This is a genomic window from Shewanella sp. DAU305, assembly GCF_026802235.1.
In the GTDB taxonomy this organism is placed as follows: domain Bacteria; phylum Pseudomonadota; class Gammaproteobacteria; order Enterobacterales; family Shewanellaceae; genus Shewanella; species Shewanella baltica.
Window position 1 is genome coordinate 3,595,657 of the sequence record NZ_CP113808.1, and the last position, 17,455, is coordinate 3,613,111.

Annotated in this window: 14 protein-coding genes; all 14 read left to right on the top strand. The window is 45.6% G+C overall.

The window, feature by feature from the left end:
• Window positions 1–89 precede the first annotated feature (89 nt).
• The 14 genes from OX890_RS15215 to OX890_RS15280 all read left to right on the top strand — a co-directional run bounded on the left by OX890_RS15215 (window position 90) and on the right by OX890_RS15280 (window position 17,421).
• On the top strand, window positions 90–695 hold the full coding sequence (locus OX890_RS15215; RefSeq protein ID WP_268649487.1) for a hypothetical protein: 606 nt from the start codon (window positions 90–92) through the stop codon (window positions 693–695).
• A 195-nt stretch (window positions 696–890) separates the two neighbouring features.
• Window positions 891–1,589 carry a uracil-DNA glycosylase family protein gene (locus tag OX890_RS15220; RefSeq protein ID WP_268650617.1) on the top strand — a complete coding sequence of 233 codons (699 nt, stop codon included), beginning with the start codon at window positions 891–893 and terminating at the stop codon, window positions 1,587–1,589.
• Between the two features lie 8 nt (window positions 1,590–1,597).
• Window positions 1,598–2,839 (top strand): sugar diacid recognition domain-containing protein, encoded by a 1,242-nt coding sequence (locus OX890_RS15225; protein WP_268649488.1) that lies wholly within the window; start codon window positions 1,598–1,600, stop codon window positions 2,837–2,839.
• Between the two features lie 151 nt (window positions 2,840–2,990).
• Window positions 2,991–3,998: a catalase family peroxidase gene (locus tag OX890_RS15230; RefSeq protein WP_126492291.1), complete on the top strand. Its 1,008-nt coding sequence runs from the start codon at window positions 2,991–2,993 to the stop codon at window positions 3,996–3,998.
• Between the two features lie 345 nt (window positions 3,999–4,343).
• Window positions 4,344–5,702, top strand: coding sequence for a GntP family permease (locus tag OX890_RS15235; RefSeq protein WP_126492293.1), 1,359 nt, complete (start codon window positions 4,344–4,346; stop codon window positions 5,700–5,702).
• Between the two features lie 64 nt (window positions 5,703–5,766).
• Window positions 5,767–6,966: a glycerate kinase gene (locus tag OX890_RS15240; protein ID WP_126492294.1), complete on the top strand. Its 1,200-nt coding sequence runs from the start codon at window positions 5,767–5,769 to the stop codon at window positions 6,964–6,966.
• A gap of 254 nt (window positions 6,967–7,220) precedes the next feature.
• Window positions 7,221–8,870 (top strand): pyridoxal-dependent aspartate 1-decarboxylase PanP, encoded by a 1,650-nt coding sequence (gene panP / locus OX890_RS15245; protein WP_126492296.1) that lies wholly within the window; start codon window positions 7,221–7,223, stop codon window positions 8,868–8,870.
• Between the two features lie 653 nt (window positions 8,871–9,523).
• Window positions 9,524–11,227, top strand: a complete 1,704-nt coding sequence (locus OX890_RS15250) for a HEPN domain-containing protein (protein ID WP_268649489.1) — start codon at window positions 9,524–9,526, stop codon at window positions 11,225–11,227.
• 580 nt (window positions 11,228–11,807) lie between these two features.
• The gene (locus tag OX890_RS15255) at window positions 11,808–12,116 is read left to right on the top strand and encodes a hypothetical protein (protein WP_268649490.1); all 309 of its coding nucleotides are present in this window, start codon (window positions 11,808–11,810) and stop codon (window positions 12,114–12,116) included.
• A 153-nt stretch (window positions 12,117–12,269) separates the two neighbouring features.
• Window positions 12,270–12,926 (top strand): Vat family streptogramin A O-acetyltransferase, encoded by a 657-nt coding sequence (locus OX890_RS15260; protein WP_126492301.1) that lies wholly within the window; start codon window positions 12,270–12,272, stop codon window positions 12,924–12,926.
• A 268-nt stretch (window positions 12,927–13,194) separates the two neighbouring features.
• On the top strand, window positions 13,195–14,019 hold the full coding sequence (locus OX890_RS15265; RefSeq protein ID WP_126492303.1) for an AraC family transcriptional regulator: 825 nt from the start codon (window positions 13,195–13,197) through the stop codon (window positions 14,017–14,019).
• A 214-nt stretch (window positions 14,020–14,233) separates the two neighbouring features.
• On the top strand, window positions 14,234–15,055 hold the full coding sequence (locus OX890_RS15270) for an AzlC family ABC transporter permease (RefSeq protein WP_126492305.1): 822 nt from the start codon (window positions 14,234–14,236) through the stop codon (window positions 15,053–15,055).
• Complete coding sequence (locus OX890_RS15275; protein WP_268649493.1) at window positions 15,052–15,354, top strand: AzlD domain-containing protein; 303 nt, start codon at window positions 15,052–15,054, stop codon at window positions 15,352–15,354. Before OX890_RS15270 ends, OX890_RS15275 begins: the two co-directional genes overlap by 4 nt.
• Window positions 15,355–16,128: 774 nt before the next feature.
• Window positions 16,129–17,421, top strand: a complete 1,293-nt coding sequence (locus OX890_RS15280) for an aerolysin family beta-barrel pore-forming toxin (RefSeq protein WP_126492307.1) — start codon at window positions 16,129–16,131, stop codon at window positions 17,419–17,421.
• Window positions 17,422–17,455: the final 34 nt, after the last annotated feature.

Here is a 17,455-nt window from a genome sequence, read left to right on the forward strand (position 1 = left end):
CAAAAGTCCGCCCATAAAAACCTTATTCCTTGAGTTTTAGCTCACTTTAGCGGATCTTAATTCAATCTTTTGGTTAATCCTCTGAGCCCATGCGTATTTATTCTCCCCTCTGCCAATCTAAGTGGTTTTCATCGCTTCCTGCCCTACTGGGACTGAGTCTATTGCCCTTACCCGCCTTGGCGTTCGACCCCTCGGGCGGCACCGCCAGCCTGTTTATCATTCTCGGCCTCGGCGGCTTTACCTTGATCAATTTATTTTTACAGGGTTTGTTCTTTTTTGCGGGTCGGTATCGCAGCGCCGCATTTGCCAAACGCCATGTATTAAGCGCCTTAATCGTACCGCTGATTGCCGTCGCGTTAGCCATTTATGATCACAGAGGTTGGAGTGATTTCGCCCTGAACTTAGGCATTATTTGTGTGGCGATTGGACTGATATTATTGCCTCTACAATTATGCCAAATCGATAAACCTACCAATCGCAATGCCGATTGGATCATCAGCCTAGGCGCATTATTCATCCTCGCCTTAAGCTATGTGATTGCCCCACTAGCCTTCTTCACCATTGTGCTGGCCCATATCTGTTTGGCTTCATGCCCAAGTAGAGTGCCTAAACTATTAAGTTATATAGGCTTACTATTTGGCTACGGTCTTTTTGGCTACTGGCTGTATCAAACGGCGATGATGTTCCAATCCTGATTGAAAATGAATGAGCGACGATGAATGAGCGACGATGAATGAGCGACGATGAATGAGCGATGACATTTACCATTGACCACACTAGCGCTGACGACTGACCACTGACTAAGACAAATTTTGACTAAAACACATTGCACTAACGCGCCGGCGTCATCGCCGCTAAGCGAAACGGTATCGCCGCCCAGTTCTGCATCAATGGCAGCACTGCTGACAAAAATTAACGCCTGTACTTTATGTCAGGCTGATTTGCCCTTAGCGCCCAAACCGATATTGCAGGCCAGTAGCCAAGCGCGGATTTTGATTGCCGGCCAAGCTCCGGGCGTGAAAACGCACCATAAAGGGATCCCATTTGACGATGCCAGCGGTGAACGGCTGCGCACTTGGTTGAATGTCACCCGTGAGCAATTTTACGACCCTGCCCTTTTTGCCATTGTCCCTATGGGATTTTGTTTTCCGGGCAGTATCGAAAAAAACGGTAAAAAGCAGGGTGATAAACCACCGCGCCCCGAATGCGCCGCCACTTGGCATCAAGCCTTACTTGCGTTAATGCCACAAATTGAGCTAATCGTGATCCTCGGCCAATATGCCATCGATTATCATCTACCGCGTGAATCGTCCGTGGCCATAAACCTCACTTCGCCGCTCACTGAGCCTCAAACAACCCACATAAATGTATCGTCCAGCGCAAAAGCAAAACCTATCCCCAAACTGAAACCCATCACAGTGACCCAAGCGTGCGCGCAGTGGCAGCAATATTGGCCTAAATATTTTGTCTTACCGCACCCGAGCCCACGCAATAATCTCTGGCTTAAGCAGCATCCTGAGTTTGAACGCGATATGCTACCCAGATTAAGAATGCGTATTGCATCCCTGTTAAACCTTCAACCACACTAGGCACTTATATGTATCAGCTTGATTCTGCCATCGCTAAACAAATTGTGAGTCGCACAATGAAAATCATTGGCCACAATATCAATGTGATGAACGGCCAAGGAGTAATTTTAGGCTCAGGCGATCCTAAACGTATTGGTTCAACCCACGAAGGCGCGCTGCTGGCCATTGCCCAAAATCGCAATGTGGAGATAAGCCAAGAAGTGGCCTCTGGGCTGCATGGCGTTAAACCTGGCATCAATTTACCCTTGCATTATCAAGGACAAATCATAGGTGTTGTCGGCATTACTGGCGATCCAAGTGAACTTACCCATTACGGTGAATTACTCAAAATGACCGCCGAAATAATTGTCGAACAAGCCAACCTACAGGATAAATTGCAGTGGGAGAATCGCCAGCGCGAAGAGTTTATTTTGCAGCTGATCAAAGCTGAAACCGACGATGATGAGCAGTTGCATCGCTGGGCAAAACAGTTAGAAATTAATATCAGCCTGCCACGGGTCGCGGCCATTATTGAGATCAGCGAGAAACACACCCAAAAACAACATTTAAAGACTGACGCCATTTCATCGGCCTTGTACTTAGCAGAAGCTTCCGCTCAGTCCGCCGATGAACGCAGCCCCAGAGTCAGTGAAACTCTCAAGCAAGTGCTGCATCTATTGCAATACCCTGACCGTGGCAACTTGATTGCCATGACCTCAATGTCGCAATTGGTGATCCTAAAGCCCGCTTTTTTAGATGGTAAACAATGGGATCCTGAGCTTGAAAATCAGCGTATCGACAAGCTGTTACAACGCTTACCCGCCCAAATGGATTTAAACTTTAAAATTGCCTTGGGTCATTTTTTCCCTGAAAAAGGCGGTATAGCGCGCTCCTATCAAACCGCGCAGGAAACCTTAGCCCTAGGTAAACAGCGCAATGCTGAGGGCAATAAATACCTGTTCGAAGATTATTCCCTGCAAGTACTACTAGCGGGACTTAAACATGACTGGCGCGGTCAGGCACTAGCGTCACCCTATCAGCAACTCGCCAAGGCCGATAAAAACGGCCAGTTACGCAAAACCTTAGCCGCCTATATCACCCACTTTGGTGATGCGCAGCAATGTGCGAATGCGCTGTTTATACACCGCAACACACTTAGATATCGCCTCGATAAAATTCAGCAAATCACCCAAGCCGATATCCAATCCCTGCATGGATTATTGAGCCTGTATCTTGGACAACTGCTTGATACTTCGGCAACCCCAAGATAACGGGTGTTATTTCCTACGTCATTGAGTCAATTAAGCATTTATTAACAGATCGATTGAAAGATTTATACCGTATCCCCTTTCCTATAGTTTCTAATAACAATCTCGCGTCGACATGTCGAACGCTCGACCCAGACCATTGAAAGGAATTGCAATGACCCCATTCAAACTGACTTTACTCGCCAAAGCCTGCCTCATCACAGGCTTAGCGCTAACTTCACAGACATTAGTCGCTGCCGAAAAAACCATTCCAGAGCTGGTTGATGCCGTGAATGGCACGCCCGATGCGGCAAGTCGCGAGGCGGGTAAAAAAGTCAAACTGCGTAACCATACAAAAGGATTTTGCACCTCAGGTAGTTTTAAACCGGATCCGCAATTACAACAAACACTGGCGATTCCGTTTTTTAATCAAGATGCCATTAAAGTCACGGCCCGTTTTTCCCTTGGTGGCACAAATCCACAGATCTCCGATAAAACCGCTGGGCGCTTTATGTCACTCAAAATAGATGGCGATAAAGAAAACCTTAACTTTGTTACCACTAACGTCCCCGTTTTCTTCGCCAGTAATCTAGAAGACTTTTTTACCTTTCAGACCAAAGTGAAACAAGGCGCGGAAGGTAAACAGTGGCTTATCGACTATCAACCCAGCGCTAAAGCCTTTTTCGACTATGTCAAACAGCTGCCTCCTAGCCCAAGTTTTGCCAACAGCCGCTACTATGGCGTGAATAGTTTCCTGTTTAGCACCCAAAAAGGCGGCGCTCAGCAAGGTGAAACGGTTGCGGGTAAGTGGATTTTTGAACCTGTCGCAGGTACGGCAGCACTGTCATCCAGCGAGCTTGCTAATCTGGGTGACGATTTTTTAAAGGCGGAATTACTCGAGCGCATTAAAACCCAGCCAGCACAATGGAATCTCTATATTCAACTGGCTGAAACGGGCGATGAGATTAATGACCCTACCGTGATTTGGCCTGAGACTCGCCAGCGTTTGCTGGTTGGCCAAGTGGTGATTAACGGTGAGCGAGATAGCGATCTCCAAGTGCAACAGTGCGATAAAGGCATTTTCAACCCGCTGTTATTACCTAAGGGCATTGCCGCGTCTGCCGATCCGATACTCAATGCCCGCACCGCCGCCTATGTCGAATCTTTTATTCGTCGCCAATAAAACGACGAGTTAAGCCAAATCCCTCCTATTTAAGGTTGGCAAATAGCCCTATTTGCCAACCCTTACCGACAATCCCCCCCTTATCGACAAAACGCCACCTCTTACATTCGAATTCACCTAAGCATTTTTGTGCATGCGCACAAAAATGGCGAAACATAACGCGGTAATTCCGTGGATTTAGCCAAAGCTATTCAAGCATGCCTGCACAATAATAGGATGATCTTAAAATAGGATAACCTTAAAGCAGCCCTCATTTGGACTCAGACCCAAATAAGCACTGCGCCCTACAATATAAGTCAAAAAACTTACTCAAAAACTTCAGCCAAGAACTGAACGGGACATAATATGAACTTAGTGCTTATTCTTATCGGCGTGATTGCATTTATTGTTATCGCGACCTCAAAATTTAAACTCCACCCCTTTTTAACCTTAATTCTAGCCGCCTTTATCGCGGCGTTCGCCTATGGCTTACCGAGCGGAGAAATCGCTAAAACCATCACCACAGGTTTTGGCGGTATCTTAGGTTATATCGGCCTTGTGATCGTCTTGGGGACTATCATAGGTATCATTCTAGAAAAAAGCGGCGCCGCCATTACTATGGCTGATGTGGTGATCAAGGTATTAGGTAAACGCTTCCCGACATTAACTATGTCGGTCATCGGCTACCTAGTGTCTATTCCAGTCTTTTGTGATTCGGGCTTTGTGATCTTAAACTCGCTAAAACAATCGATGGCGAACCGCATGAAGGTCTCTAGTGTCTCCATGAGCGTTGCCTTAGCCACGGGTCTGTATGCCACTCACACCTTTGTACCACCAACACCGGGGCCTATCGCCGCCGCGGGTAACTTAGGCTTAGAGTCGAACTTGGGCTTAGTGATTGGCGTGGGTCTCTTTGTGGCCGCCGTAGCCGCATTAGCAGGCATGTTATGGGCGAACCGTTTTGCCGATGTTGAGCCAGATGGTGAAGGTGCGCAGGAGCTTAAAGCGGAAGCGAGCGACTATGAAACCCTGAAAAAAAGCTATGGCACCCTGCCCAGCCCATTAAAAGCCTTCGCACCGATTTTTGTGCCTATCGTATTAATTTGTTTAGGTTCTATCGCTAACTTCCCTTCAGCGCCTTTAGGTAAAGCAGAGTTATTTGACGCGCTAGTGTTCCTCGGCCAGCCCGTTAACGCTCTGATGATTGGCCTATTCTTATCCCTGTCGTTATTAAAAGGTGAGAATAAGATCAGTGAATTTAGCGAGCGCATCAGCCAAGGGTTAGTCACAGCCGCGCCGATTATTTTAATCACAGGTGCGGGCGGTGCCTTTGGTGCGGTCTTGAAAGCTACGCCTATCGGTGACTTTTTAGGCACATCATTGTCGGCACTCGGTATCGGTATCTTTATGCCGTTCATCGTCGCCGCGGCGCTTAAATCGGCGCAGGGTTCATCGACAGTGGCGTTAGTCGCAACCTCGGCACTGGTTGCGCCTATGCTCGGTGATATCGGTCTTGGCAGCGATATGGGCCGCGTATTGACGGTGATGGCAATTGGTGCCGGCGCGATGACGGTTTCCCACGCCAATGACAGCTTCTTCTGGGTCGTCACCCAATTTAGCCGCATGAGTGTGAAACAAGCATACAAAGCACAAACCATGGCAACCCTTATTCAAGGTATCACCGCTATGTTGACTGTGTATGTGCTCAGCTTAGTTTTGCTCTGATAGTGATTAGTAATTAGTGATTTAACCTTGATTCAAGCTTGTCCCTTTAGCTGTAGGATTTTTAATGAAAATAGTTATCGCCCCCGACTCATTTAAAGAAAGCTTAAGCGCACTCGAAGTGGCCAACGCCATCGAGCAAGGCTTAAGACAAGTGATACCCGACTGCGACATAGTCAAAATTCCCGTTGCCGATGGCGGCGAAGGCACAGTGCAATCTATGGTCGATGCCACGGGCGGCAGTATTGTCAGCTTAGATGTCATGGGTCCACTGGGGCATAGGGTGCAAGCGCACTATGGCATTCTTGGTGAAGGCATTCTCGGCAATGGATCAAACTCTGGCTCAAACAGTGGTTCAGTCGCTGATATAAGTACTGGCGCGATTGCCGTGATTGAAATGGCCTCTGCGTCCGGTCTGCACCATGTGCCAAGGGAGCAACGTAATCCGCTGATCACCACCAGTTATGGGACGGGCGAGCTGATTTGTGATGCGCTTAATCGGGGGATAAAGCACATCATTTTAGGTCTAGGCGGCAGTGCCACCAACGATGGCGGCGCGGGTATGGCCCAAGCGCTGGACATTTTATTGCTCGATAGCCAAGGTAAAACCTTGCCTGCTGGCGGCGCGGCGCTAGCGAACCTTGCCCAAATCGATGTCTCGAACGCTCATCCGCTGTTACGTGAGTGCAACTTCGAAGTCGCCTGCGATGTTGACAATCCACTGTGCGGTGAGCGTGGTGCCTCGGCAATTTTTGGTCCGCAAAAAGGCGCAACGCCTGCGATGGTTAAGCAGCTCGATACGGCGCTATCCCATTATGCCGATGTGATTGTCAGCAATGGCATGACCGATCACCGTGAACATGCGGGAGCAGGCGCTGCGGGCGGTATGGGTCTTGGCGTGATGGCTTTTTTAAATGCCGAGCTTAAACCTGGAGTTGAAATTGTAATGAAAACCGTTGGCCTTGCTGACAAAATCCGTGGCGCTGACTTAGTGATCACAGGTGAAGGCCGTATCGATGGTCAAACCGTGTTTGGAAAAACCCCGATGGGTGTATTAAAGCAAGCCCAACTGCAGGGTATTCCCACTATCGGTATCGCGGGCTGTCTGGGTGACAACGCCAATGCCATATTGGATCACGGTATGGCAGCAATCTTCCCTATTATCCCGCACTTAAGTCCGCTCGATGATGTGCTGGCCAATGCCAAGCTAAACCTTTGCAATACCGCCCGAAATATCGGCGCGGTACTCATGTTAGGCCAGCGCTAATACTCAAACAAATACTTAAGTAATTCCCTCAGTTTGATGATTTAAATAAAGGCGCCACTACGGCGCCTTTGCTTATTTAGGCAGCAACGCTTTAGCAACACAAAATTTTAGTGCTTGATGCCTAAAAGGCCTTGCAGTAAAGTGAGCTCCCTTTTTGGTATTCCGCTAATTGAACATTTTGAGAATCACTGGTCCGTTATACTCTTCGAGCCAATTTGCGGTTTCACTATAAAAATTAATAGACGGCAAGCCCCATGACCCAGAAACTCCCTCGCCAAGCCACAGCATCCGAAGAAAGTCTGCTCCGCATTTTTACTGCACCGGAAGATGCAGGATCAACGCTGAGTATTATCGAGCAGAAGCTCTCCGAGGACTTAGCAGGCTTTTTGGGTGACAGTATCGCCGCGCTCGAAAAACCCTTGTCGGAAATTGAAACCGATTTTCAAGCCTTTGAGATCCCAACTCAGCCGCGTTTTGTTTCCGATTACACCGACGAAATTATGCAAAATCTGGTGGCGCATTCGGTACACACAGCGGCACCAAGTTTTATCGGCCACATGACGTCGGCACTGCCCTACTTTGTGTTGCCGCTGTCGAAAATGATGGTGGGACTCAATCAAAATCTGGTCAAAATCGAAACCTCAAAGGCATTTACGCCACTTGAGCGCCAAGTGCTCGGCATGATGCACCATTTGATTTATGACCAAGATACGGATTTTTATCAAAGCTGGATGCACAGCGCCAATCATTCCCTCGGCGCATTTTGCTCCGGCGGCACAGTGGCCAACATCACCGCCCTGTGGATCGCCCGTAACCAATTATTGAAAGCCGATGGCGAGTTTAAAGGCGTCAGCCGCGAAGGTTTACTCAAGGCACTGCGCCACTATGGCTATGACGATTTAGCGATTTTGGTCTCGGAGCGCGGTCACTATTCGCTGGGCAAAGCCGTCGATCTGCTTGGTATCGGCCGCGACAATATCATCAGCATTCCCACGGGCAGCGATAACAAGGTCGATGTCGCGAAAATGCGCCAAGCCGCCCTTGAACTTGCCCGTAAAAACATCAAAGTGTTGGCGATTGTTGGCGTGGCAGGCACCACAGAAACCGGTAATGTTGACCCACTGGCAGAGTTAGCGGCGCTGGCAAAAGAGTTAAACTGCCATTTCCATGTGGATGCAGCGTGGGGCGGAGCAAGTTTATTATCCAATAAATACCGCCACTTACTCGCAGGTATCGAACTTGCCGATTCAGTCACCATCGATGCCCACAAACAAATGTACGTGCCCATGGGCGCGGGCATGGTGTTATTTAAAGACCCTGAGTTCGCCCACGCCATCGCCCATCACGCCGAATATATCCTGCGCCGTGGTTCAAAGGACTTAGGCAGCCAAACGCTGGAAGGTTCACGCCCTGGCATGGCGATGTTAGTGCACGCTTGCTTGCAGATCATCGGCCGCGATGGGTATGAAATCTTAATCAACAACAGCCTTGAGAAAGCGCGCTATTTTGCAGAGCAAATCAAAGCCCATGAGGATTTTGAGCTGGTTACTGAACCAGAACTGTGTCTGCTGACTTACCGTTATGTGCCCGCCTGCGTCCAAGCCGCCATGCAGCTTGCCTGTGAGCAAGCAGACACCTTAAGACTCGCCCGCTTTAACGAGCTGCTTGATGGCCTCACCCAGTTTATTCAAAAGCACCAACGCGAACAGGGTAAATCCTTCGTCTCCCGCACCCGCATTCAGCCAGCCCGCTATTTTAGACAAGCAACCGTGGTATTTCGTGTAGTGCTCGCTAACCCCCTCACCAGCCATGACATTCTCAATCAAGTGCTAATCGAACAAAGTGAAATCGCCGCACTAGATAACGAGTTTTTACCCGCACTCATGGCGATGGTTGCCCAATAGCAACTTTCAGATATAGCAGATAAAGATTTCAAAATAGCAAAGCAGCCCCAGAGTTCCTTGGGGTTGCTTTGAATTGATGATTTTGGGTTTTCGATAGCAATTTGAAATAATAAAAGGCAAAATCAACATTAGTCAAAACCTCAGTTTCAACCTATCTTTCATGTAATTAAGCCCTAATCCATCAATCTGTTGTGCGCCGAATTCAACTGCTGCCGTGACTCGCCGTGAAGCCATCCATGGCGGCTCTACGATGACATCCATGTCATCGAAGGTCACGTCCACAGTTAAATTCACCTTAGCTAATTTCTGCGTAATCTGCAGTACATGGAAGAACAAATACCGCGATCACATAGCAGCGATATTAATCACATCCAATAGAGATTATGGTGTCAAAGAGTAACGATGAAGGTGTGGGTGTCCTTACTCTTTTACTGGTGTCTTCACTCTTTTATCACGTAAGTATTGGTGGTGGTAACTTGGATCAGACCTGTCAGGCCACACAAATTCAACGTCCATTAAAATAGGCAATATACCTTTCTCGATTGCGTCATTCTTCGCTATAACCTAATTATTTCAATATATAAACTGTAGCCTTTCCGTTGTTACTTGATTAAAGTGTAATTTGTTTTAATGAGACTTAAGGGAGTACAGGAGTGTCTAAAAAGGAATTAAGTTTCTTCGAAGAATACAAATTCACGGTAAAATTCAACCTTGATGGTGACGATTTCACAGGTATTCTCTCCATAAATGCTAGCCGTATCCTAAATCTTGAAATTCACACTGACAATCACAACTTGCTGTTCGAAGAATATAGAACAATTAATTCACCAATCACTTGTTATGAAATTGGCTCACACAAAACGTTCACTCTACATCAATCAGAGCTTCAAAGAGGTGGGTTGATTACTTGCAGATATATCACTTCAGGCTCTTTGCTCTCGAATGACATTGACCAGTTTGAAGTACACCTTACAGGTATCTCAACTTGGTTTGAAAGATTACGAATCACTGAAATAACAGACACTGAGTTAAAGCGAAATACAGCCATAGACAAATTTTTAGTTGACTTTACCTATAAAGAAAATGACTACTCGATAGAAAACCACCGTTATGTATCATCACCAACAACCACACCAACTGAGCATCTAATCCAAATTGAAGACTGCTTTATCATCAAAAAGAAAAATGACAAATTTACGTTACGTGAAGTAGAAAATCTTGCATTAGAGATACGAAATCTCTTTTCACTCCTTCTGGGGTATTCTTTATCAATCAAAAACTTATATGTCTTTTCATCCAATGAGAGACATGAATATCAATCCATTATTTTCTCAAGCATAATCTACGAAAAAATCCCATTTAAGTATCACCACGATACACTCTGTCATTATAATAATGTATCTGGTTGGGGGCTTTGGGAAACAATCATAACCAACTACTTCAAAGTTGAATCGTTCCGAGCAATATGGAACCGCCTAGTAGTATCTTTTTCACGTTCACGCACAGAGATTTGGGAATATCGAATTTTATCTGTCGTTGTAACGCTTGAAATGTACTGCGAGCAGGAGTCTAAGGGGAAAGGACATAAACTAAAAAGGGCGAAGTTTAACGAGCTAAGGTCACAGCTTAACGAAACGCTGAAAACTTTTATTGAATCGAATGAATTCTCCACGGATGAGCAATTAGTTATAGATGGCATCGAGAGTGTTATTACCAGCCTAAAAAATACTTCCCACCCCACTCTACAGCACAAATATGATTTCTTAATGAGCAAGACGAGTGATGGTATTAAAGAAGCTATTTCATTCAGCAATTCTGATTTTGATGTGTTGAAGAAGCTTAGGAACTCTGTTGCACATGGCCTAAATTACAAGACAGTGATAGATGGAGAAATCACAAAAGAAGTTCAACTAAAAGGTCGTCTTTTAGTATTGTTAATGTATTTTGTATTTCGCGAATTAGGTTTTAGTGATACTCAGGTAGCTCAAAATATAAGCAATACATTTAACCCATTCATACGTAACGCTGACATTAATGAAAGAGCGAGAGATAAGCTAGCTGGTACGGCTAGTTTCATAACATTACATAAAGAAATCGATCTTAATGAATTTAGTTTCGTTGATTATCTTGTTATTAATCATGACTCTAAATCTGATCTTTTCACATTGAATGAAGACCTATCCTATGAAACAAAACATAAATGGCGTGATAGCGGTATATCCGATGTCCGAGATTTTATTAGGAGCAAACTTCTCCAAGATAGTGATTTTGAAATTGAATATGTTAATAAATTATATCTTTCCAGTGGCACAGATGAACAATGCTACCACGGTGCAATTATGTTAACTCATAAATGAGACTTCACGGTACTTTCCCATGCACACTGGACATAGCATTTTTTGCCTTTAGAGCTAAATTGTACTAGCTCAGACCTGATCTGACAGTCACCCATTTTCAGGGTGCCACTGTCAGTTTAGATTTGAGCTAAATTCTTTTCTACCCAAACCGTTTACCCATCGATTTACGTGGCCATCGGTGTTCTGCCACTGCACATTTTTCCTTGATGGATTCGTTCATTGTTGTAATGAAAAGATGGGACAGGCTTGAATCTCTTGGGATTAAAAGCTAACTCCGAAGTAACAGAATACACCTCCCCTCGGAGTTGCCGCAGGGCGAATAGGCAAATTGCGTGAGTCTCGCCATGGATGGCGAGCTAGCTTTCGCAGGTGCAGGGACGCATCCTTCGGAAGCGATAGCAAATTTGCCAATGAGCACAAGGGGCTTTCAACTCCGTTGGGGGCGTCTTGGAGCATCCAAGGAGGATAGGACGAGCAGTCCTCCTTGGTCGGGTGTGGGGTGAAGCCCCACGACGTTGATTTAGCCTTTAAAAATTAACCATCAATCATCCCCGAAACCACATAGGAACTAAGGCCTTACATGCGAAAAATCATTCTCCCACTGATCATGCTAAGCCTTGGCGCATTGCCTCTATTTGCTCAAGCACAGGACACCAACGCGTTATGGGGTAAAAAATACGCTGAGGTGAAATCGAGTTTATTGGCTGCTGGCTGGGTATTAGCGCCCGTAGCGGAAGATGAAACGCCAATGACAGAAGACTATCCCGAAATAACCTGTGGTAGTGGCGCGATGGCAATTTGCTCTGTCGGCTTTATACGAGACAAAACTACGCTTGCCTTAATGGTTAAACGTATTGAAAATACACTTGTGGTGACGGGTGAGTACTAGTCCGACTCATCCGGCTATCAACACCACAATAGGCACAACAATCAACACCGCAATAGGCACAACAATCAACACCGCAATAGGCACCACAAATTCGCACATCAATCTTATAAAAGAATGCACGAGTTAAGACGTACTTTAACGATGGAGACAGTTATGCCTGACACAACAACCCATTCCCAATTAGGCCCAAATCCCAACGACAAAGCGCCGATGAAAGGCTTCCCTCAGGTTGGATTTCTTAAAAACTTTATTACCCGCGAGAACATTATCGTCGGCGATTATACCTATTATGACGATCCTGCTGGGCCTGAAAGATTCGAGTCGAATGTGCTTTATCACTTTGACTTTATTGGCGATAAACTGATTATCGGTAAATTCTGCGCCATTGCTAAAGACATGAAATTCATTATGAATGGCGCCAATCATCAAGTGTCTGGCTTCTCGACTTATCCCTTTTATATCTTCGGCAATGGCTGGGAAAAGGTAATGCCAGATCCCACCGATTTGCCCCATAAAGGCGACACCTGTATCGGTAACGATGTGTGGATTGGTTATAACGCCACTATCATGCCTGGAGTGAAGATTGGCCACGGCGCAATTGTTGCCAGTCAATCCGTGGTGACAAGAGATGTGCCGCCCTACGCCGTGGTTGGCGGTAATCCTTCCACTGTCATCAAGCTCAGGTTCGAGCAAGATGTGATAGATGAGCTCGTTGCCATCGCTTGGTGGGATTGGCCGATAGAAAAAATCACTCAGCATCTACACGCCATCGCGGGCGCGGATCTGACTCAATTACAGCAGGCGACCTAAGCAAAGCGGGTCGCGAGTATGACTGAGCCCCAAAAATGTCAAGTAGCAAATATCTCAAGTGACTAATATCTCAAGCGGCTAATATATCAAGAGACAAATATATCAACTGGCTAATATCAACTGACCAATATTAGCAATAATGATTAATAAACAGTCATTAAGCGCAAAACAAAATCCAATATGCGCAATTTTGTACAAAAGCGCTGAGGATTTCTGGGTTACTATCAGACACAACCCGCCCATTCATCCATTCAAGAAAGGAGGCTTGATGAACACAGAACATGCGGCCTACCAGATTGCCGATGAATTAGGTGGCCTCGAGTTACTCAATGCCCACTACCATAAACAAAATTTTAGTCGGCATACCCACGAAGGTTACACAGTAGGCGTGATTGAAACGGGTGCGCAGCGTTTTTATCGCACCGGTGGCAACCATGTGGCGCCAAAACACAGCATTATTCTCGTCAATGCCGATGAAGTGCATAATGGCTGTAGCGCCACTGAGGGCGGCTGGTCGTATCGTGCCATGTATCCAGTCCCTGCGCAGTTTGCCGGTATTACAGCAAACAGCGGTGCGCCCTATTTCCCTGAGCCCGTAGTGTACGATCCTGAATTAGCCGAACTGCTGCGCCTCACCTTTACTACCTTAGATACATCGGATAATCGCTTACTGCGCGAAAGCTTAGTCTATTCAAGCTTGACGCAGTTGATGGCGCGCCATGGCAAGCATCGTCCAAGCGACAACCTCGCGGCAATGGCTAAGCCTGCGTTAGCGCTGGTGAAATCCTTTATCGACGATCATCCCTCAGCTGATATTTCCCTTGAAGAGCTGGCAACGCTTGCGGGATTAAGCCCCTATTATTTACTCAAGCAATTTCAGCGTTATTACGGCTTACCGCCCCACGCTTACCAAATTCAGGCCAGAGTCAGACTGGCCAAGGGGAAAATCAAGCAAGGCACACGGCTGCTTGATGTCGCTCTCGATTGTGGTTTTCACGATCAAAGCCATTTGAATCGGCATTTTAAAAAGACCGTCGGCGTAACCCCAGGACAATTTGCCAAAGAAATAGGCCGCAATATTATCCAAGCCTAAACAACCACTTTAGGTTAATCTGCCATGCTCATGCTTGCTTACTATCCCTAATAACAGGCCGCGAATAACAGGCCTGCCATGACTAAACACTAGTCTCTAAAAAATAGTCACTAAACAGTCGTAACTGAGCGGTAATAACAGAGCAAGCAGACCTTATCCAAGCATTCATTGTTTAACAGCGACCCTCGCGTCGCCGCTATTTTTAGGAGCCAAAGTGACAACCGACAAGCTTATAGAACCTGATGTTTCTCCCGCGAATCCCACAAAAGCCAAGGCTTTTTTAAAAGGCACCTTGGCCATGATGCCGCTGACAATAGCAGTGGTTCCTTGGGGAATTTTAGCGGGCTCCTTCGCCATTGAGGTTGGGCTCACGCCCATTGAAAGCCAAGCCATGTCAGCCATTATCTTCGCGGGCGCGGCTCAGTTAGTGGCGCTCGGCATGGTCAAAGCCGGTATTGGTCTGTGGAGTATCTTAATTACGACGCTACTCATCACCTCGCGACATCTGTTATATGCGATGGCGATGCGCAGTCAAATCAGTCCCTTACCATTAAAGTGGCGTCTGACATTGGGCTTTTTGCTCACAGATGAACTGTTTGCCATCGCCAATCAAGGCAAGTTGCATAAGTTCGATCGCTGGTACGCCCTTGGCGGCGGCTTGAGTTTTTATATCGGCTGGAACATAGCGACCTTGCTTGGCATAGTCGCGGGCAATTCTATCGAAAATTTAGGCGAACTTGGGCTAGATTTCGCCATCGCAGCCACCTTTATCGCACTGGTCGTGCCCACGGTAAAAAAGCCGTCGATTCTCGTCTGTGTATTAGTCTCGCTCACTCTCGCTGTGGTATGCGCCTTGTTTGAAATTCAAGCAGGATTACTGATCGCCGCCATTGCCGGAATGACAACTGGCGTACTTTACGCCAAAGTGACCAAGGAAGCGGAACGCGCAGAACAATCCGCAACTGAGCTTGCAAGCACACAAACCCAAGCAGAAACTGGGACTAAGACAAACACAGCATCAGGAGAAAAAGCATGATTTGGTTAATCATTTTCTCAATGGCAGCGGTTGTGTTTATTAGTCGTCATTTACTGCTCGAACCTAAATTACCGCTGCGATTAAGTAAGGGCACGCAAACTTTTTTAAGTTACTCAGCCCCTGCAGTACTGACCGCTATCTTCGCGCCCATAGTGTTTGTGCAAGAAGGCCAGCTCGATCTCAGTTTAGACAACAGCTATCTCATCTGCGCCGTGGTCGCGACGATACTCGCGCTCGTCACCCGTAACACCTTGTTGACCACAGTGTTGAGTATGGGACTGTTTTTCTTTATCCATTAAGCAAACAACATTAAGTAAACAAAGAGTCAGTGCCCTCAGTGGCACTAACTCTTGCATCAAGCACTTACACCGCCTCCACCACACTTTTACACAATCTCATCCCATCTGAGACGTCGTCTCTTAGAAAATCATTTTCACATTATCTTTATCTTCCACAATCTTCATGTCTCTATGCCCTTATGGCTCTACAAAAACAGTAGCGACTTTAACGGCCTTTCATACATCGACGATAATGGAGAGAGATGAGATTTGTCTGCAATAACAAAGACTCAAACCACAAAGAGAAAATACTTAACCTAGCCGTATTCACACTATTCATTCCCTAAAGACTTCCGCTCAAACATGTTATTTACTGTATCTATTAGGGTATTGATCTCGGTTTAGCTCTAAATATAACTATCGGTATAACTATCGATATAAATCTCGGCACAAAGAGTCCATTTAAAATGTTTTTCACAAAAATGTCAGCATAAATATTAAATACGCCATGCCATTAATATTAATCCACGCACAAAAATCCACCCATTAAAAATTAAAGTAAATACACTATATTATAAAGTTTAAAATACCGTTTAAAAATAAAATAATTAACACTTTTAACCTAATTTAAACACCATTTAAATTAATCTAATTTTACTTTGTTTAATAAAAATAAAAGTGCTAGTTTTTAGATGTGCCTAGCAGTAATGATTATTTATATGATTTAGGACTACATATAATTGCCATCGGCGCTCTCAATGAAAGGACATATTTTATTAAAATAAAGGAACAATCATGAGAACAAAATCTAGCCTGAGTATATTAACTTTATCCTGTTTAACCGCACTTGGAACTGTTTCTTTGTTGGCCGAAGCTGCTATTCCGAATACTATTCCAAAACTGTCAATGGTAGAACACGCTGCCCCTGATCTTGATTCGCTTAAAAATGATGCGATTAACGATCCCTCGTTTATCAGCTCGTTATTCTCCTTGGGACACCATCTTGGATATGCATGGGCTGGCGGTACGGCATCCCAGTATGTTGGTGAAGACATCGAAGTCAGAAGAGAATCGAGCAACGAATACAGTCTTAAAGCCCGCTATAACGGCAATGATCCTTATGCAAGCGGCTACAGAGCGAATGAACGTTTGAAGGTGAATTTACAAAATATCCATTTTGTGACTAATCCTCAAAGCCTAAAGTTAGGTTCACCTCAAGTTTATGATCGTGAAGCTATTTATACCGCTCCAGTAGTGATTTACAACTGGGGCGATACCGAAGATACCGGTGTAGCCACCCTAAACTATGATTACACCACTAGCTGGGCCAAAACCGATAATTTCTCTTTCTCCGAGAAAATTGGCGTAACCAATAAATATGAAGTGGGTATTCCAGGAATAGGCGGAGCGAGTTCTGAAATCAGTGCCGAATTTTCCGCCAGCCAAGGTTGGAGTGAAACCGACGGCAAAAGTACAACGATTTCAAGTCAGGCACAGTACCGAGCAATTATGCCGCCTCGCAGCAAACGTTATATCTCAATCACTCTGTTTAAACAAAAGGCGGATGTTCCATACACCTCAAGTTTATATATGATGTACGATATAAAATATGAGAACTTCTTAAAATGGGGAGGTAATGCACATATTAATCATCCGACAAATAGACCTAACTTCCCTTATACCTTTGGCGGAGCGAATGCGAATAATCTCAATGGTCCAGAAGCCTTAGTCGATCAATATCTTCATCAAGATATAAACGGTTATGGTGTTTGGGATTGGCCTGCTGCGATTAGTTCTGCACAGTCAAAAAGTGGCTTTGAGTGGCAATTGGCGAATATAGTTAGACAACATGGCGCACCTATCAGCGGTAAATTTACCGCAATAGATTCGAGTCAATTTAATATTGATGCCAGTGAATCCTATCCGCTAACGGATGAAGATATTGCTAATCGTCCTAAAAGCGCTCAAAAATTAGGACTGAGTCGTAATATTCAAGTTGCCGTCGGCGAGATCCAAAATAATGATGAAGATGGTTTAATCAAAAAACTGAATATTTCGCAATCAAGCGAAGTCATGTTAAACAATTAAAATGGTGAGCTTAGGCTCTTAATAATAGCTATGA